Genomic DNA, 23,474 nt, shown 5'->3' on the forward strand with positions numbered 1-23,474 from the left:
ACTTCGACTATAACAATGAGAATAAAATTAGCATTCATACTTTTGACCGGAACTATGATAGTTTCTGCACAGGAATCCGAAGTACTATTAAAAAATTATACATTACGCCAATGTATCGATTACGCCATTGAACATAATATCACTGTACGACAATCTGCCAATGAAGTAGAACAAAGCGCTGTTGAAGTTAGCTCGGCAAAGTGGGCACGGCTACCGTCCCTCAACGGTTCCGCTGGAGAGAATTGGGCATGGGGACGTAGTGGAGTTACCGAAAAAGACGCTGATGGAAAAGAATTTCAGGTATATAAAAATACATACAATTACGGTACAAACGTATCACTCTCCGCCAGCATCCCATTGTTTACAGGTTTCGAATTACCTAATCAATATGCGCTTGCCAAACTAAATTTCAAGGCAGCCGTAGCTGATTTGAATAAAGCCAAAGATGATATCGCTATCCAAGTCGCTTCCGCCTATCTGCAAGTACTATTGAACCAAGAGTTGAGACAAGTCGCTATCAACCAGACCAAGCTAAGCAAAGAACAGGCAGATCGGATTGCCCGTCTGCAAGAGGTAGGGAAAGCATCTCCTGCGGAAGTGGCAGAAGGTATGGCACGTGTTGCCCAAGACAAGTTATATGCAACCCAAGCTGATAATAATTATCAGATAGCACTCCTTGATTTAAGCCAGTTGCTAGAATTAGAAACTCCCCGGCTATTCTCCATCCAAAATGCTGATACGACATTTATTCTTAATCCATTGACACCGCCAGACGAAATTTACCAGTATGCACTTACTTCAAAACCGGAAATTCAAGCTGCTCAGTACCGATTGTCCGGAAGCGAAAAAAGTATTCGCATTGCACAAAGCGGTTTTTACCCACAACTCAATTTAGGAGGCAACTGGGGCACAAGTTATTCTTCGGCTCTAACCCCCACTTTCGGACAGCAAATGAAAGACAATCGTAACAAGAGCTTAGGTCTCAGTCTTAGTGTTCCTATATTTAACAGATTTACTACCCGAAATCGTGTCCGCACTGCACGTCTGAGACATCTTAATATGAGTCTGCAGCTGGATAACGCCAAGAAAGTACTTTATAAAGAAATCCAGCAAGCCTGGTATAATGCAGTAGCTGCAGAAAGTAAATATACCTCCAGCGAAGTTGCAGTGAAAGCCAACGAAGAATCTTTTCGGTTGATGAGCGAAAAATTCAATAACGGTAAAGCTACTTTTGTGGAATACAATGAAGCGAAACTAAACCTGACCAAAGCACTGTCGGATAAACTGCAAGCTAAATACGATTATCTATTCCGTACTAAAATACTGGATTTCTACAAAGGAGAAATCATAGAATAGAACAGATTTCCAGCTATTTATCAAAATCCTTAAAAATAGAATACATCGGAAACGTATTCTATTTTTAAGGATTTACTCATGTTTTCAAACTTCCCCAAAAGCACTTGTTATTTATGTAAGAGATTTCTAAAACATATCCACCGGTTCATCCGTTACTATAGAAAGAACCAACAGTTATGAAACATATAATCATCGCAGTGATTCTAACAATTAGTAATGTATTTTTAGGAATTGCAAAACCAATGAAAAGTCAAGCGGAAATTTATTTTGCAGGAGGATGTTTTTGGGGAACCGAACACTTCCTGAAACAAATCAGAGGAGTAGAAAGTACTCAGGTGGGATATGCCAACAGCACCGTTGCCAATCCCAGTTATGAACAGGTGTGTTCGGGCAAGACAAATGCTGCCGAAACAGTGAAGGTTGTTTATGATCCGGAAGAAGTAAATCTGAGTTTATTGCTCAACCTCTATTTTCAGACAATCGATCCGACCAGCCTCAACCGACAGGGGAACGATCGTGGTACACAGTACAGAACCGGTATATATTATATCAATAAAGCCGATCTCTCCACCATCAATCAGGCGATCCAGGCATTAGCCACTCAATACAACAAACCGATTGCCGTTGAAGTGGAACCGTTGACAAACTTTTATCCGGCAGAAGTCTATCATCAGGATTATCTGGATAAGAATCCGGGCGGATATTGCCATATCAATCTGGCTTTATTTGAAATGGCACGAAAAGCGAATGCTCCCAAGACCGCAACTTATCAAAAACCGGATGATGCCACTCTCCGTAAGAAATTATCTGCCGAACAGTATGCAGTGACTCAGAAAAATGCCACAGAGCCGGCTTTCCATAATGAGTTCTGGAATGAACACCGCCCCGGCATTTATGTAGATATCACTACCGGAGAACCGTTGTTTGTTTCCACTGACAAATTTGATTCCGGTTGTGGATGGCCCAGTTTTTCCAAACCGATTCAGAAAGAGCTGATCGCAGAGAAGAAAGATACTACTCACGGAATGATACGGACAGAAGTACGCAGCAAGACAGGAGATGCGCATTTAGGACATGTATTTACAGACGGGCCAAAGGACAAAGGCGGATTGCGGTATTGTATCAATAGTGCTTCGCTGCGTTTTATCCCGAAAGAAAAAATGAAAGAAGAAGGATATGGAGAATATCTGCCGCTCATTAAATAGAACAACCTAGTAAACAGCACCGGTTTCAGACAGATACAATAAAAACGGCGGATTCCCTCGTTTGGGTAATCCACCGTTTTCGTTTGTTAAAACCTTAAGAGAGAAAGAGAATTTCACAATCCCCGGTATTGTTATCTTCCGGCAAGCAGCAAGTCTGCTTCATCTGTTACCGGAATCTGTATATTCATAGCCCAGTTGCCGGCTGATTCTTCAATCCATTTATAGTCATTCCACTTGTAGTTCATATACGCGATCGGCATATTAGCATCATTCAGTTCATAAACACTCTTTTCTACAGAATCATCATAAGCTCTGTGAGAATTATTCCAACGTGCATATACCAATGTGATTTCATTAGAAGAATAAGTATAATCGATCTTGAAATACGGAATCCATTTTTCAGTGGATGAATCCCACTTGAAAGCTTCTTTAGCTGTTACTCTCTTTTGATCATCATAAGTAAAATCATATTTCATGTGACGATAGAGAGAACCATCCAGTCTGTAAATCACCTTCGAAACAACAAGATCATCTACTTTCTCTTCATTAGTAATGAAGTTATTGTCCTGTGCTTTCAACTCTGTATTGGCGATACCGGCAACTACCATTGCCACTAAAACCATCATTCTGAATAATACTGTAGTTTTCATAATTGTATATTTTTTATTAGTTCAACTTTCTTTTTTTGTTCTTCTGTTTATTAGACGGAACGTCTATATGGAATGGTTGCAACTATCTGAACTTTTTTTCATTTCTTTTGTTGCCCGCCTTCGAATATATAAATGCAATGGGCATGCCAAAAAGATAAATACTTAATAGTCAGCGGAAAGAAGAAAAATTGAGATGTACGAAAATGAACAGTTGTACGCTCATAAGCGGACACACTAATAAAAAAAGACTGCTTATATCTTGTTGAACAGAATATTATCTACCTTTGCAGCCAATAACTTATTAAAGGCAAAAGATGAAAAAGAACAGCAAAAAAAGTATTCTTCTTCTATCAATCGGAGGAGGCTTGTTTATCTGCCTTATCAGTATCTATTTGAGCCGCAATATGCTTCTGCAAAGCATAACTAACAAGCGTACGACTCATATCGAACAAACATACGGACTGCAAATTCATTATCAGAATCTACAGATGAAGGGATGTAGCGAAATTACCCTGCAAGGGCTTTCCATCGTTCCCGACCAACGGGATACCCTTCTTACACTACAATCTGTCAATGTCAGACTGAATTTTTGGAAACTGCTGAAAGGAAATATTGAAGTCCGCAACGTCCACATGAATGGACTGGCAATCGCTTTTATCAAACGGGACAGTGCAGCCAACTATGATTTTCTATTCTCCGGACACCACCCGGAAGCAACTACAGAGCCGGTCATAGAAACCAATTACGCCCATCGCATCAACCGAATATTAAACTTAATATATGGTTTCTTCCCCGAAAACGGTCAACTGACTCAACTTAATATAACCGAACGGAAAGACAGCAATTTCGTAACAGTCAATATCCCCACCTTTACAATCGAAAACAATCGCTTTCAGTCCACCATCAAGATAAAAGAAGATACGCTGACTCAACAATGGAAAGCAGCAGGAGAGTTGAACAGAAAGGTACATACCCTGCAGGCAGAACTTTTTGCCACAGAAAAAAAGAAAGTTTCACTACCGTATATCAACCGCCGTTTTGGAGCAGAAGTTACTTTCGATACCTTATATTATAGTATGACTAAAGAAAATCGTACCGAAAACCAACTGCAACTTGACGGTACGGCGAAAGTAAGCGGACTTGATGTATTTCATAAAGCACTCTCTCCCGAAGTGATCCATCTGGATCGCGGACAACTCACGTATCAGATGAATATCGGCAAGCAAACGCTGGAACTAGACAGTACGACGACGGTATTATTCAACCAAATAAAATTTCATCCTTATCTGCGGGCAGAAAAGAATGAAAATCAATGGCACTTCACTGCTGCCACAGATAAATCATGGTTTCCGGCCGACGAACTATTCAGTTCTTTGCCCAAAGGCTTATTCAGCAATCTGGAAGGTATAAAAACAAGTGGTGAGCTGGCTTATCATTTTCTGTTAGATATCGATTTTGCCCGACTAGACAGCATTAAGTTTGAGTCCGAATTGAAAGAAAAAGATTTTCGGATAATAGAATATGGTGCAACATCTCTTTCAAAAATGAGTGAAGAGTTTGTCTATACCGCCTATGAAAACGGAATACCGGTCAAAACATTTCCTGTCGGACCTTCATGGGAACATTTTACTCCTTTGGACAGCATTTCTCCATTGCTGCGGATGTCTGTCATGCAAAGTGAGGACGGAGCTTTTTTCTACCACAAGGGCTTTTTGCCTGATGCAATGCGTGAAGCTTTGATTTATGACCTGCAAGTCGAACGTTTCGCCAGAGGAGGCAGCACAATTACCATGCAGCTGGTAAAAAACGTATTTCTCAACCGGAACAAGAACTTTGCCCGCAAATTGGAAGAAGCGCTCATCGTATGGCTGATAGAGACAGAAAGGCTGACTTCTAAAGAACGTATGTATGAAGTTTATCTGAACATAGCCGAATGGGGACCGCTGGTTTATGGTATTCAGGAAGCCTCTGCCTATTATTTCGGCAAACGCCCTTCGCAACTCACGACCGAAGAAAGTATTTTTCTAGCTTCTATTATCCCGAAGCCTAAACACTTCCGCAGTTCCTTTGCGGAAAACGGACGGTTGAAAGAGAATATGGAAGGCTATTATAAGCTGATTGCCGGACGCCTCGCCAAGAAAGGGTTAATAAGTGAAATCGAGGCGGATAGTATCCGCCCCGATATCCAAGTTACGGGCGACGCCCTGAATAGTCTAGTCGGCGAAACGCCGGAGTCCAGTTCTCCTACCGCTGAGGAGCAATAATTTATTAATAAAGGAATAGGTTTTATCTTCTTGAGCTGCTTCCTCTTTCTGAAGAACGGGAAGAAGAACCTCGGTTGCTGTTGCTTCTCGAACTTTCTGAAGATGAGCTTCTTTCTGTTGATCTGCCGGATACGTTCCCTCTGCTGGAACTACTGCCGGAATTGCTCTTCCTACCGGAGCTGCTGCCACGGTTTGTGCTCGTACCACTACTTGTCGGACGGCGACTGGAATTCGAAGACCCTGTACTCGTTCCCGGACGACTTCCTGAATGACGATCTCCTTCACCTCTGTTGTGGTCTCTGCCCGGAGTTACTTCCTTATTCGGTTTATCATCTTTGGACGGAGTAGATGGTCTGCCCGGAGTGGACGGTCTGCTTGGAGTAGACGGTCGTTCATTGACCGAAGGTCTTTCAGAGTTGGAAGGTCTTCCGGAAGTGGACGGCCTGCCCGATGTAGATGGTCTGCCTGAAGTGGACGGTCTATGGTTCGTTTCTGGACGAGGACGGGAAGTATTTCCCGGACGTCCCGAAGTATTAGGTCGTGACGTTGCGCCCGGACGTCCCGAAGTCCCCGGTCGGGTAGGTGCATTATGCGGACGAACGGAAGTGTTCGGACGGAAACGTACAGAACCGAAGTCTGAACGACGATAAGAATGGAATACCCGCTGATCTCTTACCCGATATGGCGTAGGATAGTGCACAAGATTATTATATCTTCCCCGATAATAACTCACATGATGAATATGCGGACGATAATGTGCACCACAGTAAGTCCGATAATGATAAGGGACACCAAAATAGAATAAACTACGATTTGGATAATTGATATAAATCCGGAAATTCCATCTTCCTCCGGTGACATAAATCGGACGATAGAAATACTCAGCTCCCAGGAATCTGCGGTATTGCACATCGCTCAACACCCAACGAAGATCATCGTTGCGAATATCCAGCGCTTCATAGTAATCATCCAATGCCCACTCATCACCCCGTACTACATAATCCATAATATTACGAAGCGAATAAATGAAATCATAGTTAATCTCATACACGTCATTATATTGGGGATTATTCAGGTCCAGTTCGTATGCCATCTTATCAGTAAGGAAACGTGTCTCCTTACGTACCTTGCTGGTACTCATTCCCGCCATTACAGTGGTACTGGCAGTCACGACTAACAATATAAATAGAATTCTTTTCATGGTTTCATTCTTTTTTAGTTACGTCCGCTATCGTAAGATTCCGCAAACTCCCTCATCTCTCTTTTGTCCATCTCAAAAGTGAAAACATCCGTCAGTATGGAGAAGTTCTTCTTATCTGCGATTTTCGGATAAAGTTTCTTTATCATATTCTTTTTATCTGTCTGAAAAGTACACATATCCACCAATTTACGGCATTGGGCACAAGTGAATCCCGAAGGAGGTACAACTTCATCCAGCATTCTGGTACGGTCAGACTCAAAAGATTTACCTCTATACTCATTGAAGAAACGGTCAAAATCGGCTGAACTCATAGCTCTGGGCCGTACATATCCTACGTCTCCCGGTCGTTGGTCACCGTGGTAAGCCTGGATATATTCCTTCATCTTGTCACGGTCAAAAGACGAAAAGAGCTTATTGACGACCGAAGCAAAATTTTCTTTATCCACAATTTGCGGATACATACGTTTCATCACAGTCATCTGGGCATCCGAACCACTTATCTGATCAATGATCTTTCCGCACTGGGCAGAAGTAAAATTGCAATCCAACAAAACGTCATCTATATATTTAATCTGCTCATCAGACATGATCACCATCCGGAAATCACTAAGAAAACGATCAAACTCATCACGCATCATAAGTGTTCTGCGACGGGGACTTTCTTCATAGCGTGGCGGACGAACCGGATCCGTATTGGTTACAACAACGGAAGGAGACATCACAACCGGAGGCGGCGGAAGAAGTATTTCATCACCATTAAAGGTATCCATACCCGTAACTCTTCCATCTGCAAAATATACAATAATCTTGATCGAGTTGCCGTAAAGCACTGAAGAAATCCGGTGGTACTCCCATTCCTCACCACCTCCGTCAAAACGTCTGTAATCCGGTTTACCCAAGATTTTTTCTACATTCTGCCGGGACATTCCCTGCTGAACCTCCATCACTTGCTTGTTGGATACGTAATAAGTAGAACAGCTACCGAGTATTACCCACAACGTGAAAAACAGGATTATATGTATATTTTTCATAACCGTATCGTTTTTAGTGAACTAATGTATGATCAGCGTCCTTCGTATTCCTTGATGAAATCGTTCATTTTGGTCTTGTTACTGGAGAATGTAAGAGTACCGATCACTGTAAAGAAAGCCTCTTTATCTACAATATTGGGATACATCATTTTCATAATCTTCAGCCGTTCATTATCAAAGGTATAGAACTTCACCAGTTGAAGACACTGCTCCGATGTAAAATCAGAGTTCGCCAATGCAGTTGTAATCAACCCCATACGATCTTTTTCAAAAGGCTCATTCTTCACACTATCAAAGAACTTCTTGAAAAGTTGGTCATTCATCACTCTGTCGTAGCGGTTATAGTCCGGACGGTGTCCACCCTGACCGTTTCCCGGTCTTCCGGGTCTGCCCGGACGGATATCTCCACGTTCTTCTACAATGATATCTTTTACTTCGTTTCCGTTAAAGTAAACGCGGTCATTATACAACCGTTCTCCTTTCCATACACGTTCTCCCGGGCGAGTCGGGCGGGAAGCGTACACTTCAATGGTATAATTTCCCGGTTTCAGATTGGCAACGAAACAAGTAGTAGTAGGATAACACATCTGCCTTCCGCCAAAATAAACAAGAATCGGAGTATCTCCGCCATCAATCCGGATTCCGCTGACAGGCTGCGCTTTTAAAGAAAGGGCAGCGAGCAAAATACAGAAACTTATTATTATCTTACGCATAGCTTATCTGTTTTTAAAATTATTATCTTTAACTGATATCACAAAAATAGGGTGAGAAAACTCCCCACCCCAATGATTCTCTCTATTCCTGCATAGGGATTTCCCTATTCTGTTTAGGATTCTGCCAAAGTGATGCCGTTCTCATGCAAAGAAATCAATCGTTTCTTATACAAGTCACCTACACCTTTCTTAAAAGTTTTCTTGCTGACACCAAAGGTATCGTAAATATCTTCCGCAGGACTTTTATCGTTCAGATTGATCCGTCCGCCATGTTCCCGAATATACTCCAACAGTGTCTTCGAGAAATCATCGACTTTCTCAAATCCCGGTTTCTGAAGTATCAGGTCCACCTTACCATCTTCGCGTACCTGTTTCACAAACGCCTTCATCTGCATACCGGTCTCCAATGCACGGAATATTTCATTTTCATACAGCAATCCGCTATACTTATTGTCTATAATCGCTTTGAAACCCAAGTCCGTCTTCTGCCAGATCAGAATATCCACTTCCGCACCCGGAGCATAATCGGGCATATCTTTCGACAGGTAGCGTTCTACCTTCGCCGAAGCTACAATACGATAACTTTCCTCATCCACATGAGCATGGACCACGTAGGATCTTCCCACCTGCATTTTCATCTTCTGCTCACTGAAAGGTACAAATAAGTCTTTCATCAATCCCCAGTTGAGGAATGCCCCGAACTGGTTCACCCAAGAGACTTCGAGACAGGCGAACTGCCCTACCTGCACCAACGGAGTCAGTGTCGTGGCAATCAGTCTTTCGTCAATATCCAGATAAAGAAATACATTCAACATATCCCCTACCTTACAGTCTTCGGGTACATAACGGGTGGGCAGCAGGATTTCACCTTCATCTCCTCCGTCGAGATACAAACCGAAATCGACTTCCTTTACCACTTCGAGTTGGTTGAATTTTCCTAATTCGATACTCATACTTTTTAAAATTATTGTTTTTATGAAAGACAAAGATAATGAAAAGCAACAGATTTCACCCAAACATTGTTGAACGGATTATTAAAAATCGGCACATAAAAATCAGCATTAAGAGGCTACATTGAAAATAAACATTATTTTTGTAGAATAAAATGATTAATACATATGAAAAAACACCTGATACGCAATCTGTTTCTCTTATTTTCCTTTTTACCTTTTATTGAAACCTTCGCCAATTGGAACAGTTTCATTATCAACTTCGATAAGAATCTCTATGGCAAAGGCGCTCAGACATGGAAGATAGCACCTTACGATGATAAATGGGTATTTTTTGCCAATAAGAACGGTATGTTACAATTCGACGGCAATGCGTGGAACGTTTTCCCGCTGAACAATACTTCAGATGTGCGTTCTGTTTTGGTATCTACCGCTCATAACCGGATTTATGCAGGAGGAATCAATGAGTTCGGCTATTATGAACCGGGCAGGGACGGCAGTTTAAAATATTACTGTATGTCGGATACGCTGAAAGATGATTGCCGCTATCTTGGCAATGTATGGAACATTCACGAAGCAGATAATATCATGTACTTTCAGGGAGACAGCCGCATAGTGAAATATCTGAACGGTAAGTATACCGCCATCGAGACGGATGCCAAGATTGACTGTTCGAGCATGATAAAGGGGATCTTGTATATCGGAACCGACCGGGGAGTATGGGTACTGGTAGGCAATACCCCTTTCCCGTTACAGGGTGCGGAAGACCTGGCATCAAAACGCATTCGTGGCATTATACCTTATAAAAGTGGCGTACTTGTGGTAACCGCCTATAATGGATTGTTTTACTGTGACGGACGCACAATGGAACCATTCGTTACCGGTGCCGAAGACTTCATGCGCGAAAATGAAGTATTCTGCGTGGCGGCAAAAAATGACCAGATTGCATTGGGTACTATTCATAAAGGCCTGATACTGATTGACTGCAAAACCATGAAGCTCAAATATTTCAATGAGAATAACGGACTTCACAATAACACAGTTCTTTCCGTTGCTTTTGATACTTTCGGCAATCTTTGGGCAGGACTGGATAGTGGCATTGACTATGTCTGCCTCACTTCTCCTTTTACGAATCTATATTCATACCCCTACTCTTATGGAGCGGGATATACGGCAGCAGTAAAAGACGGTTCTCTTTATTTAGGTACTAACCGTGGTTTATACTACACTTCCTATCCGGTGCAATCGAACGGTAACCTGCCCGATATCCGTCCCGTTCCGCAGTCAAGCGGCCAGGTCTGGAACCTCTGCCATATAGGAGACGAACTTTTCTGCCTGCACGACCGGGGAATTTTCCTGATTCAGGACAACGGAATGAAACGAGTGACGGACATCACCGGCGCATGGTGCTGTCAGCAGGTCATGAATCGTAAAGGCCTGATGTACATTGGTGTATACAACGGCATTTATCTAGTGGAAAAAACAGATGGAGAGTGGCGTGTCGTCTGCAAAATCGAAGGATTGAACGATTCCAGCCGTCTCTTCGAACAAGAGGATGCAAGAACTATCTGGATGTATAACACAGACCATATTACCCATATCAAGTTATCCGAAAATCTGACAAAGGTCACCAGCGTGAAAGATTATGATACCAAAGACGGCTTTCCTTCAAAAAATCATATATACCCCGCAAAAATTAAAGGTCGTATCTACTTTGCCACACCGTCCGGCATCTATAAACACAACATCCATAAAGATATCATGGAACCCTACCCGGATATGAACAATCTTCTGAACGGTACGGCAACCTATTCACGTCTGTTGGAATATAATGACCATCTCATCAGCTTAAGCCCTTATGAAATATGTATCGCCAATCTGGGAACTTATAAGAAAGGGGCTAATACCAGCATCAATCCTATCCGACAACCCAAGATAGAGTCGGTGCTCAACTTCGAGGCCATCATTCCCCTATCCGATTCATTGCTGGTTATTCCTAACGAAGACGGTTTCGCCCTTTTCAGCATTCCTGCTGTCAGAGAGCAACAAGACCGCAGTCACTCCTTATATATAAAGAATATGTATCTGTCTTATCCCAAAGACTCACTGGTATATACGGCCAATTTCCTAAAGCGAAAACCTGCACTGTCTATCGACTATGCACTGAATTCCATCCGTTTCGAATATGAGCTTTCTTCTTTAATTCTGAGTGACGACACCCATTTTCGTTATCGTCTGAACAAAGGAGAATGGTCGGACTTCACCGTTGCACGCACCAAGGAATACAGTAATCTGCCCGAAGGCGAATATATATTTGAAATCAAAGCCCTTTTCCCCGACGGCACTTCCTCTTCCGATGAAATATCATTCCGCATACTCCCGCCATGGTATCGCAGCGTAATGGCTTACATCTGCTACATCGTTCTGGCTCTCTTCGGTATGTGGGGTGTTTATCGATGGGACGATATGCGTGTGAAGCGTAAAAAGCAACAAGCCATTGTAGAAAAAGACAAAGAACTGTTTGAGATGGAAAAGGAATACGAAGAAGAAAAAGCCCGGAACGAAAAACAGATCATGCAACTGGAAAAAGAAAAGCTGGAGCATGACCTGCAACACAAAAGTCAGGAAATGGCCAACCTGATGATAAACTTCGTACGCAAGAACGAGATGCTGACCGAGATTAAGTCAGAAATAGCCAAAGTATCCGCCATGTTGAAAGGCGAAGGCTCCCGTGAAAGCAAACAGCAGCTCATACTGATCAACAGCAAAATTGATTCCAATATCCAGAGCGACGAGGTATTAAAGCGAATCGAAGACCAGTTCGACCTGATCCATAATAATTTCATGAAAAGGCTTCATGCCAAACACCCCGATCTCTCCAACAATGAACGCATGATGTGCGCCTATCTGAAAATGAACCTTTCTACCAAAGAGATAGCACCGCTTCTGAATATCTCCGTCCGGGGGGTAGAGACGATCCGGTATCGTCTGCGCAAGAAGTTCGGTCTGGAACGGGAAGACAGTTTGACAGATTACTTAAGCAACTACCTCTGACACAAATAGTCGCCCCGACAGATTCGGAAACTGATTATTTTTCTGAATCTGTTGTTGTGACGTATCAAACAAACGTACCCTTTATTATCTAGTTATCAATACGTTACTATAATATGACGTATTGATAGCGTATTTTTTTTCCCGGTTTGACGTATTTATGAATAACATAATTTATCAAGCCGTATACCATTTAGCCTTATGTTTGCATCGTTCGGTTGCGAACATAAAAAGAGTATAGTTAATCTTAATTTAGTAAAACTCATGAAAAAGTTATTATCAGTTTTATTTCTATTAAGCTTCACCTTAGCTGCTGTATATGCACAGAATATACAGATAAAAGGTACGGTGGTAAGTGGTACGGACAACGAACCTCTGCCCGGAGTAAATGTGGTTGTGAAAGGGAATACTTCCACAGGTACAATCACCGATTTCAACGGTACTTTCACATTATCGGCACCCGCCGACGCTATTCTTTCCATCTCTTATATAGGATTCAAGTCACAGGAAATTGCGGTAAAAGGGCATAAAGATATTAAAATTGTCCTACAGGAAGACTCCGAGACATTGGACGAAGTGGTAGTAGTGGGTTATGGCGTCCAGAAGAAAAGCGTTGTGACGGCCTCTATCGCCAAAGTATCCGCTGATGATCTGGCCTCCACAGCCCCGGTACGTATGGACAATGCTCTGAAAGGTTTAGCTTCCGGTGTTACCGTTACATCCTCTTCCGGTCAGCCGGGTGCCGCTGCACAAATCCGCGTACGTGGGGTAGGTACCATTCGTACCGAGAACGGAGCCGCCGATCCTCTTTACATTGTAGACGGTATGCCGCTTGAAGGTGGGCTGGACTACCTGAATCCGAATGATATCGCTTCTATCGAAGTATTGAAAGATGCCGCTTCCGGAGCTGTCTACGGTGCACGTGCCGCCAACGGTGTTATCCTTGTTACCACCAAAACCGGCAAGATCGGCAAAACGAAAGTAACTTACGACTTTTCGTACGGCTGGCAGAGTGCCTGGAAAAAACGGGACGTACTGAATGCTTCGGAATACGCACTCATGATCAATGAAGGTGCGATCAATGCAGGTATCGCCCCAAAATTCAGTGACCCATACTCTTACGGTCAAGGCACTAATTGGCAAGACGAAGTATTTAACAACAATGCTCCGATGATGAACCACCAAGTGAGTGTGAGTGGTGCGAGCGAAAAAGTAAATTACCTCTTTTCTCTGGGCTTCTACACACAAGACGGTATCGTGGGAGGTAACTTCGACCGTTCCAACTACGAACGTCTGACACTGCGCAGCAATACACAGTACACCCTCTTCGACGAATCGAAAGAACGTAACTGGCTAAACAGCCTGAAGGTGACTTCCAACCTCTCTTATGCCCGCATTAAAAGTACGAATTTTGATGATAACTCTACCTGGGGCACACCATTGGGATCGGCACTCGCCCTGTCTCCCATACTGAACGTGTACGACGAAACAGAAGAAGCGATAAAAGCCCAGTTCGACAAATACGGTACAACGGCAGAGTACACGCCTGTATATGACCCACGCAACGGAAAACTTTTCAGCATCCCGGGCGAATTCGGTGAAATGTCCAACCCGATTGCCAAACTTTCTTTGCCGGGCGACAAACACTGGAGTCATAAATTCGTCGCTAACTTCTCTGCAGAATTGCAATTATGGGACAACCTGAAATTCAAGACTTCCTATGGTGCCGACCTCTCTTTTTGGGGATACGATAGTTACAGACCTCTTTATTATCTGCGAAGCGGTGAATCTTCTACCCAGTCTTCCGCTTATTCAAGAAAAGAAGACGGAACCGTATGGCAGCTGGAAAACGTGCTGATGTATGACAAGAGCATCGACAAGCACTCTTTCTCCGTATTGCTGGGTCAATCCGCCAAAAAGAGTTCAGGCTCCTATCTGTACGGTTCACGCAATAACATCACCAATTACAGCCGTCCTTATATCGACGCAAGTACCGGACTGGCAGCCAATGCAGATCGTGACGCCGCAGGTGCTCCTTCGGTAGATGCCACACTGGCTTCAATCTTCGCACGTGCAAGCTACAATTATGACGAACGCTATATGTTGCAGGTGACCGTACGCCGTGACGGTTCTTCCCGCTTCGGCCCCAACAATCACTATGCCGTATTCCCCTCCTTCTCTTTGGGATGGAACCTCACCAACGAAAAGTTCATGAACAAACGCCCGAACTGGCTGACTACCACCAAAATCCGCCTTTCATGGGGTAAGAATGGTAACGAAAATATCGGTAACTTCAAATATACCGTATTGACTTCTCCCGGCAATAATGCTATCTTCGGTTCATCCGAAAACGTAATCAACGGCGTGAAAGCCAGCGGGCTGGCCAATCCCGACCTGAAATGGGAAGAGTCCGAACAACTCGACTTTGGTTTGGACTTTGGTTTCTTCAACAATGCCCTGACCTTTACAGCAGACTATTACAAGAAGAAAACCAACGGCATGCTGATGGAAATGAATATCCCTTTCTATGTAGGTGAAGCTAAACCTATCGGTAATGTGGGTAAAATGGAAAACAGCGGTATCGAACTGGAAGCAGCCTATAAGTTCCGCGTCAGCGACTGGAACTTCCGTGTCAGCGCCAACGCCAGTTACCTAAAGAACAAACTGATAGAATATGGTAACGAATCCGGTTGGGAAAACCTAGACTCCTTCCAGGGAACGGGTGATATCAGCCGCGCCGAAAACGGCAAACCTTTCCCTTTCTTCTACGGATATAAGACAGCTGGTATCTTCCAGAACACAGACGAAGTAAAGGCTTACAAAAACGACAAGGGAGAATTACTGCAACCGACAGCCGTACCGGGCGATGTCCGCTTCGTAGATGTAGACGGCAACGGAATCATTGATGCGAACGACCGTACAGATATAGGTAAAGGTATGCCCGACTGGACATTCGGCTTCAATCTGGGTGTGAGCTGGAAAAACTTCGACCTGAACATGATGTGGCAAGGCACTGCCGGAAACGATATCTACGACGCAACCCGCCGTACGGACATCGCCACCAGCAACCTGCCCTCATGGATGCTGAACCGCTGGACAGGTGAAGGTACCTCCAACCGTATCCCCCGCTTCGTACAAGGTGACAACGTAAACTGGCAATCATCCGACCTTTACGTCTACGATGGCAGCTATCTGCGCCTGAAGAATATCCAGTTGGGATATACTCTGCCTGCCGCACTGACCCAGAAAGTATTCATCTCTTCACTACGCTTCTACGTGGCAGCCGAGAACCTGTTTACTTTCACCAAATATCACGGCTTCGACCCCGAAATCTCTTCCGGCGGAACTTCACTTGGCATTGACTACGGTGTATATCCGCAAGCCAGAGTATGGACAATCGGCGCAAGTCTTTCTTTCTGATCCTTTCATTCTAAAAACATAAAACGTTATGAAAAAATATAAATACATAGCAGTATGCCTGATGGCATCCGTTCTTCTAACCACCGGATGCGCTGACTCCTTTCTGGAAGTTTCATCTCCTACGGACGAAACAATAGACACTTACTTCACCACTGACGAACACATTCAAGAAGCCGTAGTAGCTGCTTATGACCCTTTGCACTGGCCGGACTGGGCATTCGACGAATATAATCCTGTCAATCTGATGAGCGATATCATGGCAGACGACCTTTGGGTGGGTGGTGACAGTAAAACCGACAACCAGCCGTGGCACTTGATGATGAACTTTGAAGCCATTCCCACCAATATGATCTACGGTCTGTGGAAATGTGCATATAGCGGTGTGAAGCGTTGCAACGACGTAATAACCTATCTGGACTGGGCAACCGATGTAACCGACGCCAATCGCGCCTATTACGAAGCTCAGGTCATCGCCCTGCGCGTATTCTACTACAACTGGGTGTGGAAATTCTGGGGCAATGTTCCTTATTTCGACAAGAACCTGACCGCTCCGTATGTTGCAGAGCAACTGACTGCCGACCAGCTATATGAAAAGATGGTCACCAGTCTTGAAGAAGTAATTCAGCTCAACGTACTCCCGATGAGAGAAGATTCCGAAAACTATGGTCGTGTAACCTTAGCAATGGTATATATGCTTTATGCCGAAATCGTGATGTATCAGAATGACGATTCACGCTATTCCACCGCTTTAAAATACATGGAAGAAATCATCAGCAGCCCTCAATATGACCTGATGCCGGACTACACCGATATTTTCAAGGAAACCGGTGAATGGAGTATCGAATCCATCTTCGAGATCAATTACAAAGACGATAATGCCGTACGCGACTGGGGAAGTCCCCTCGTTGCCGGAGGAACTGCCCTGCCGACACTCATCAGTCCGTATATCTGGCCTAATGGAACAGACAATCACGACCGTGGCTGGGGATTCTGCCCGGTACGTAAAGAAACCTACGAGCGCTATTCCAATAACGACACCCGCCGCAACGCCACTTGCTGGAATGCACAAGCCGTGCTTGACGCTCACAATGCGGAACACCCAGGCGATAAACTGTCATACACCACACGCTATCAGGACACCGGCTTCTTCCTTGAAAAATATGCTGCCATCACCGGCAACAACAAAGACCAGAAGTCAAGTTCGGAGCTGAACTGGAACAACAATCTACGCATTTACCGTTACTCGGAAACACTGCTCAATGCTGCCGAACTGATCACACGCGGCGCCGGTCAGGGTGATGCCAAGAAGTATCTGAACCTCGTGCACAAACGTGCCGGACTGGTAACCGAAATAGAACCTACACTCGACAACATTATCGAAGAACGTCATCTTGAATTCGTGGGCGAAGGCAAACGTTACTGGGATTTAATCCGTACAGGCAAAGCTGCCAGTGTATTGGTTCCCGATGCGTATGGTTATCGTACAAACAGCTGGTCGTCAAGCAAGAAATATCTGCCTATCCCACAGAAAGAAATCGACGCAGCCAAAGGTACCTTAGTTCAGAACAATTATTAATGTACTTAAAAAGAGGAATTATGAAAAAAATATATAAACAAATCAGCGGAGCATTGCTGATGCTCACCCTTATTCTTAACATCACGGCCTGCTCGCCCGAAAGCTTCACATCACCCAACGAAGCCGGCATTCCGGTGGTATCGGACTACGAAGACTGTATCCGCATCGACGTGAATAAGGAAACCAATTATGTGACTTTCTCTTTTCAGGGACAAAAGGGAGTAATGCCGATATGGATTATTGACGGCAAAAACTATTCTTCTTCATTCAACATGACGAAATATTACCGCAAGGCCGGTGATTACAGTGTAGAAGTGAAAATAGCCAACTCGAATGGAGTAAGCGACAGAGCAATCACCCGAAACTTCCATATCGACAAAACCATCATGACGGGCTTCGGTGGCTTCGACCCAGAAAGCAATTTCAATATATGGCGGACTGCCACAATCAGTGAACCAACATTCTGGTATGCACCGGGATGGAGTCCGATTGCGGACCCGGCCTACTCACTGGTTAACGGTACATACACAGTAACACTGCCCGAAGCAACCAGTGAGACCTGGCAGGCACAAATGCCGATAAAGACGAACATCGCAACCGATGCCGGAAAGAATTACGATTTCTCCGTCATCCTGACTTCTACAATCGACCATCCGAATGTGACGGTGAAGCTGGTTGATGCCACAGAAGATAAAATCTACTATTTCGAAGGCAAAACGCCACTGGTTGCCAACGAGCCGGTCTGTTTCTGGAAAAGCAATATGCCGGGGCTTGACATCGCTAACCTGAACCTCGTCTTCGACTTTGGAGGCAATGCAGCAGGAACAGTGATGACAATAGAAAGCATCGTACTGAAAGATCACGCCAACGATGACGGAACCATAGTACCCGAACAAGAAGAGACTCCGGAACCGACATGGAGTGCGGTAGACAGTGAAGACAACCTGTGGCACAGCGTTACATTCACCAATGAATTTTATTATGCTCCCGGTTGGAATCCGATTGCCAACCCGGCACTCAATATCGACGGGGCAACGTACACACTCAACTTCCCCACGGCAACCAATGAAAAGTGGCAGAACCAAGTTACTTTCATCAGTGACGCACTTACCGCCTCGGCAGAGGAGAACTATGACTTCCGTGTGATACTGAACGCATCTAACGACATCAGTTCCGCCACCATCAAACTCGTTCAGGTAGGAGGCGGAGATAATGACAATATCTTTGTTTTCCTGCTAGAAGATGTAAAACTCACTGCGGGAGAAGATGTAACCGCCAAAGTTATCAATGCCAAGGGAGTAGACATCACCCAGGCGAAACTGGTGTTTGACTTCGGAGGCAATCCTGCCAATACGGAAGTAATAATCAAAGACATCATTTTGCAAAAGCATAAAGATTGATCAAACAAAAGCATGAAACCAATGACAATACTTTCAATCTTCGTCTGTTTATTAAGCGTTCTGTCCTGTGGCAGTGACAATGAAGAAACAGAAGTTGCCGTAATCGACGTATCGCCCGCCCAGCTTTCAGCCACTCACGAAGGTCTCGTCACCAGCGCCACAATAAACTCGGGACTGGAGTGGACCGCTTTCAGCGACGACGCCTGCAAAGATTGGATCAGTTGCAAGATAACTGATAACGGCAGCCAGGGAACAGTTGAAGTCACGGTTAAAGCAAACACCACCTACCAGTCCCGCGAGGGAAAGGTAGTGGTGAAAGCCGGAGCCGCACGCACTTCCATCCCTGTGACACAGGCAGCCCGACCGGAACCGTCGGCCGATCCGGACATTACCGTGCCCGAAGGATACAGACTGGTGTGGAACGAAGAGTTCAACAAAGGGACTCAACCCGATCTCGCCCAATGGTATTATGAAACAGGAGGAAACGGATGGGGAAATAATGAATTGCAGCATTATGTAGCCGGCAATCAAGGCAACGAACAACTCGCTGCCATAAAAGACGGCATCCTCAGCATTATCGCCAAGAAGATAGGCGAAACGGTCTATTCCATCCGTATGAACACCAAAGAGAGCTGGAAATACGGTTATTTTGAAGCCCGTCTGAAACTGCCCACGGGAAAAGGAACATGGCCCGCCTTCTGGATGATGCCGAAGAACTATACGGCCTGGCCGGACGACGGAGAAATTGATATCATGGAGGAAGTAGGCTATAATGCGAACTACGTGTCCTCAGCGATCCATTGTAAAGCCTACCACCACTCCATCGGTACGCAAAAGACCGGCGAGACATTCCTGCCTACCGCACAGACCGAGTTTCATGTCTATGCTTTGGAGTGGACGGAAGACTTCATCCGCACCTTCGTGGACGGAAAGCAACTTTTCCGCTTCGACAATGACAAGGCCAACAACAGGAACACCTGGCCATTCAACGCCCCTTTCTATCTGAAGCTGAATCTCGCATGGGGCGGAGACTGGGGTGGTGCACAAGGGGTGGATGAGTCGGCCCTTCCCGCAACTTACGAGATCGACTATGTACGTGTATTTCAAAAAAAATAATATTTGATAGGTATGAAAGTAATAAAGATTTTCTCCGCGTGCCTTTTCCTCCTGCCATTCGTTTCCTGTACGCAAGTGACGAATGACAAAGGCGACACAGCGATAGAGAAGAAAGTAGAAGCTCTGTTGTCCAAAATGACACTGGAAGAGAAACTGGGACAGATGAACCAAATCACCTCTTACGGCAATATTGAAGACATGAGCGGATTGATAAAACAAGGCGGTGCCGGCTCTATATTGAATGAAACAGACCCGGTACGCATCAATGCGCTGCAACGCGTTGCCATCGAGGAGTCCCGCCTCAGCATCCCTTTGCTGATGGCACGTGACGTTATTCATGGTTTCAAAACCATCTTCCCTATCCCGTTGGGGCAGGCGGCATCGTTCAACCCGCAAGTGGCTGAAGACGGCGCACGCGTAGCGGCCATCGAAGCCTCATCCGTAGGTATCCGCTGGACATTCGCTCCCATGATCGACATCGCCCGTGATCCTCGTTGGGGACGTATGGCGGAAGGATGCGGTGAAGACACCTATCTGACTACTGTTATGGGAGTAGCCATGGTGAAAGGTTTTCAAGGCGACTCCCTGAACAGTCCTACCTCGATTGCTTCCTGCCCGAAACACTTTGTAGGCTACGGTGCGGCAGAAGGCGGAAGGGATTACAATTCGACCTTCATTCCGGAACGTCGTTTACGCAACGTCTACCTTCCACCGTTCGAAGCCGCTTCCAAAGCAGGGGCAGCAACATTCATGACCTCCTTCAACGATAATGACGGAGTACCCTCCACAGGCAATTCGTTCATTCTGAAAGATGTACTCCGTTCCGAATGGGGATTTGACGGACTGGTGGTTACCGACTGGGCTTCTTCTACCGAAATGATCGCTCACGGCTTTGCCGCTGACTCTAAAGAGGTAGCGATGAAAGCGGTGAATGCCGGAGTAGATATGGAAATGGTGGGCAACACATTTGTCAAGGAGCTGCCGGGGCTGATAAAAGAAGGCAAAGTCAAAGAAGCGGAGATAGATAACGCCGTGCGTAATATTCTTCGAATCAAATATCGTCTGGGACTGTTTGAAAACCCTTACGTGGATGAGAAAGCCAATGTCCTATACGCTCCTTCTCATCTGGAAGCCGCCAAACAGGCAGCCACAGAGTCTGCTATCTTATTGAAGAACGATCATGAAACGCTTCCGCTACAATCTTCTGTAAAAACAATCGCCATAGTAGGTCCAATGGCAAACGCACCATACGACCAGTTGGGCACCTGGGTATTTGATGGCGAAAAATCCCATACAGTGACTCCGCTGACCGCAATCAAAGAACTGGCAGACGACAAAGTGCAAATCATTTATGAACCCGGGCTGACATACAGCCGTGACAAAAACATAGCAGGTGTGGCTAAAGCCGCTGCTGCCGCTGCACGTGCCGACGTCATACTCGCTTTTGTAGGTGAAGAAGCCATCCTTTCCGGTGAGGCGCACTGCCTGGCAGACCTGAACCTGCAAGGCGCGCAAAGCGAACTGATCTCCGCCCTTGCCAAAACCGGTAAACCAGTGGTAACGATTGTCATGGCAGGACGTCCGCTGACTATCGGAAAGGAAACGGAACTTTCTTCAGCCCTGCTCTATTCATTCCATCCGGGCACCATGGGCGGTCCTGCTTTGGCAGACCTGCTTTTTGGAAAGGCTGTTCCGAGCGGGAAGACACCTGTCACATTCCCCAAAATGGTCGGTCAGGTTCCTGTTTATTATGCTCACAATAATACGGGACGTCCCGCTACGAGAAGCGAAGTACTGATAGACGACATTGCCCTCGAAGCAGGTCAGACTTCACTCGGCTGTACCTCATTCTATATGGATGCAGGTTTCGATCCTTTGTTTCCATTCGGTTACGGTCTGTCTTACACTACCTTCCAGTACGGTAATGTGAAATTGTCTTCCGACAATTTGAAGAAAGACGACGTATTGACAGTCACCTTCGATCTGGAAAATACAGGCAAGTACGAAGGAACGGAAGTCGCCCAACTGTACGTACAAGACATGATAGGCTCCGTCACCCGTCCGGTAAAAGAACTGAAACACTTCACCCGTGTCACTTTAAAACCGGGTGAGAAGAAAACTGTATCTTTCGAACTTCCCATCAGTGAACTCGCTTTCTGGAATATCGATATGGTAAAGACGGTAGAACCGGGAGATTTCGCCCTCTGGGTAGCACCGGACAGCCAGTCAGGAGAAAAGAATCTTTTTAAAGTGGTAGACTAATTGTTTACACGAGGGGTAAAAAGAGGAAGAGAGGGTTCAGTTCACGTAACTGGCCCTCTTGCTCTTTGAATAAATATAACTTTTTGTTATCAAACAAAACTATTTTCAATGAACAATCATCCGATTAAGTCGTTATCTTTGTAGCGGTAATAAGCAAGAACAGATTATTCATCTTTAAACATATATAATTATGGAATTTTTAACCAACGAGAAACTTACGATTGTAGGAGCAGCCGGAATGATCGGCTCCAATATGGCTCAAACAGCTATGATGATGAAACTCACTCCGAATATTTGTCTATATGATCCTTTCGCACCCGCTCTGGAAGGCGTGGCAGAAGAATTATATCACTGCGGTTTCGAAGGCGTGAATCTGACTTATACTTCCGATATCAAAGAAGCATTGACAGGAGCCTCTTATATCGTATCTTCCGGTGGTGCAGCCCGCAAAGCAGGCATGACCCGTGAAGACTTGTTGAAAGGAAATGCTGAAATTGCCGCTCAGTTCGGTAAAGATGTCCGCCAATACTGTCCGAATGTAAAACATATCGTTGTCATCTTTAACCCTGCTGATATCACAGGATTGATCACACTGCTATATTCTGGTCTGAAACCATCTCAGGTTTCTACACTGGCAGCACTGGACAGTACCCGTCTGCAGAATGAACTGGTGAAATATTTCCATATTCCCGCTTCCGACATTCAAAACTGCCGTACGTATGGCGGACATGGAGAACAGATGGCCGTATTCGCCTCAACTACCAAAGTAAAAGGTGAACCGCTGACTGATTTCATCGGAACTACCCGTCTTCCGCTGACAGAATGGGAAGCATTAAAAGTACGTGTCATACAGGGTGGCAAACATATCATCGATCTTCGTGGCCGTTCTTCTTTCCAAAGCCCGGCTTATCTTTCTATCGAAATGATCGCTGCCGCAATGGGTGGACAACCGTTCCGCTGGCCTGCCGGTACTTATGTTTCCAATGGTAAGTTCGACCACATCATGATGGCTATGGAAACTTCCATTACAAAAGATGGCGTTACTTACAAAGAAGTGGCCGGATCTCCTTCCGAACAAGAAGAACTGGAAAAGAGCTACGAACATCTGTGCAAACTTCGCGATGAAGTGATTGAAATGGGTATCATCCCGGCAATCAAAGACTGGCATTCTCTGAATCCCAATATTGACTAACCAGTATCATTAATATAATAAACACCGGAACTCAACGATATTTTTCCGTTCGAGTTCCGGTGTTTTTCTTTTACCATTACTGCTTGT

General features: G+C 44.9%; 15 protein-coding genes. 10 read left to right on the top strand and 5 right to left on the bottom strand.

Features of this window, described 5'->3' with window-relative positions:
* Positions 1-15 precede the first annotated feature (15 nt).
* Both KTR07_RS11420 and msrB read left to right on the top strand, forming a co-directional pair.
* Complete coding sequence (locus KTR07_RS11420; protein ID WP_117981422.1) at positions 16-1,356, top strand: TolC family protein; 1,341 nt, start codon at positions 16-18, stop codon at positions 1,354-1,356.
* Positions 1,357-1,532: 176 nt separating this feature from the next.
* On the top strand, positions 1,533-2,561 hold the full coding sequence (gene msrB / locus KTR07_RS11425; protein WP_117981421.1) for a peptide-methionine (R)-S-oxide reductase MsrB: 1,029 nt from the start codon (positions 1,533-1,535) through the stop codon (positions 2,559-2,561).
* A 131-nt stretch (positions 2,562-2,692) separates the two neighbouring features.
* Here msrB and KTR07_RS11430 read toward each other — a convergent pair whose 3' ends face one another.
* The gene (locus KTR07_RS11430) at positions 2,693-3,211 is read right to left on the bottom strand and encodes a DUF3836 domain-containing protein (RefSeq protein ID WP_008765153.1); all 519 of its coding nucleotides are present in this window, start codon (positions 3,209-3,211) and stop codon (positions 2,693-2,695) included.
* Positions 3,212-3,525: 314 nt separating this feature from the next.
* Between KTR07_RS11430 and KTR07_RS11435 the strand changes: the two genes are divergently transcribed.
* Entirely contained in the window at positions 3,526-5,475 is a 1,950-nt protein-coding gene (locus tag KTR07_RS11435) for a biosynthetic peptidoglycan transglycosylase (protein ID WP_117981420.1), read from the top strand.
* 22 nt (positions 5,476-5,497) lie between these two features.
* Here KTR07_RS11435 and KTR07_RS11440 read toward each other — a convergent pair whose 3' ends face one another.
* The 4 genes from KTR07_RS11440 to KTR07_RS11455 form a co-directional block, all read right to left on the bottom strand.
* On the bottom strand, positions 5,498-6,676 hold the full coding sequence (locus KTR07_RS11440) for a hypothetical protein (RefSeq protein ID WP_117981419.1): 1,179 nt from the start codon (positions 6,674-6,676) through the stop codon (positions 5,498-5,500).
* Between the two features lie 14 nt (positions 6,677-6,690).
* Positions 6,691-7,707: a DUF4476 domain-containing protein gene (locus KTR07_RS11445; protein ID WP_011108320.1), complete on the bottom strand. Its 1,017-nt coding sequence runs from the start codon at positions 7,705-7,707 to the stop codon at positions 6,691-6,693.
* Positions 7,708-7,739: 32 nt separating this feature from the next.
* On the bottom strand, positions 7,740-8,420 hold the full coding sequence (locus tag KTR07_RS11450) for a DUF4476 domain-containing protein (protein WP_022470787.1): 681 nt from the start codon (positions 8,418-8,420) through the stop codon (positions 7,740-7,742).
* A gap of 113 nt (positions 8,421-8,533) precedes the next feature.
* Positions 8,534-9,373: a S1 RNA-binding domain-containing protein gene (locus KTR07_RS11455; protein ID WP_008765158.1), complete on the bottom strand. Its 840-nt coding sequence runs from the start codon at positions 9,371-9,373 to the stop codon at positions 8,534-8,536.
* Positions 9,374-9,538: 165 nt separating this feature from the next.
* On the opposite strand from KTR07_RS11455, the gene KTR07_RS11460 reads away from it, so the two are divergent.
* From KTR07_RS11460 to KTR07_RS11490, 7 genes are all read left to right on the top strand, one after another.
* A complete protein-coding gene (locus tag KTR07_RS11460) occupies positions 9,539-12,424 on the top strand; it encodes a triple tyrosine motif-containing protein (RefSeq protein WP_061473121.1) in 2,886 nt (961 codons plus the stop codon).
* Between the two features lie 261 nt (positions 12,425-12,685).
* Positions 12,686-15,841 carry a TonB-dependent receptor gene (locus KTR07_RS11465; RefSeq protein ID WP_061473120.1) on the top strand — a complete coding sequence of 1,052 codons (3,156 nt, stop codon included), beginning with the start codon at positions 12,686-12,688 and terminating at the stop codon, positions 15,839-15,841.
* A 28-nt stretch (positions 15,842-15,869) separates the two neighbouring features.
* The gene (locus tag KTR07_RS11470; RefSeq protein WP_055230006.1) at positions 15,870-17,417 is read left to right on the top strand and encodes a RagB/SusD family nutrient uptake outer membrane protein; all 1,548 of its coding nucleotides are present in this window, start codon (positions 15,870-15,872) and stop codon (positions 17,415-17,417) included.
* Positions 17,418-17,437: 20 nt separating this feature from the next.
* Entirely contained in the window at positions 17,438-18,817 is a 1,380-nt protein-coding gene (locus tag KTR07_RS11475; RefSeq protein WP_117981418.1) for a hypothetical protein, read from the top strand.
* Positions 18,818-18,838: 21 nt separating this feature from the next.
* Positions 18,839-19,933: a family 16 glycosylhydrolase gene (locus KTR07_RS11480; protein ID WP_371737209.1), complete on the top strand. Its 1,095-nt coding sequence runs from the start codon at positions 18,839-18,841 to the stop codon at positions 19,931-19,933.
* Positions 19,934-19,945: 12 nt separating this feature from the next.
* Positions 19,946-22,195 carry a beta-glucosidase BglX gene (gene bglX, locus KTR07_RS11485; protein ID WP_055230009.1) on the top strand — a complete coding sequence of 750 codons (2,250 nt, stop codon included), beginning with the start codon at positions 19,946-19,948 and terminating at the stop codon, positions 22,193-22,195.
* 190 nt (positions 22,196-22,385) lie between these two features.
* On the top strand, positions 22,386-23,387 hold the full coding sequence (locus tag KTR07_RS11490; protein WP_008763609.1) for a malate dehydrogenase: 1,002 nt from the start codon (positions 22,386-22,388) through the stop codon (positions 23,385-23,387).
* The last annotated feature ends 87 nt before the right edge of the window (positions 23,388-23,474 follow it).

Source organism: Bacteroides sp. MSK.20.82, from assembly GCF_019052485.1.
Taxonomy (GTDB): domain Bacteria; phylum Bacteroidota; class Bacteroidia; order Bacteroidales; family Bacteroidaceae; genus Bacteroides; species Bacteroides thetaiotaomicron.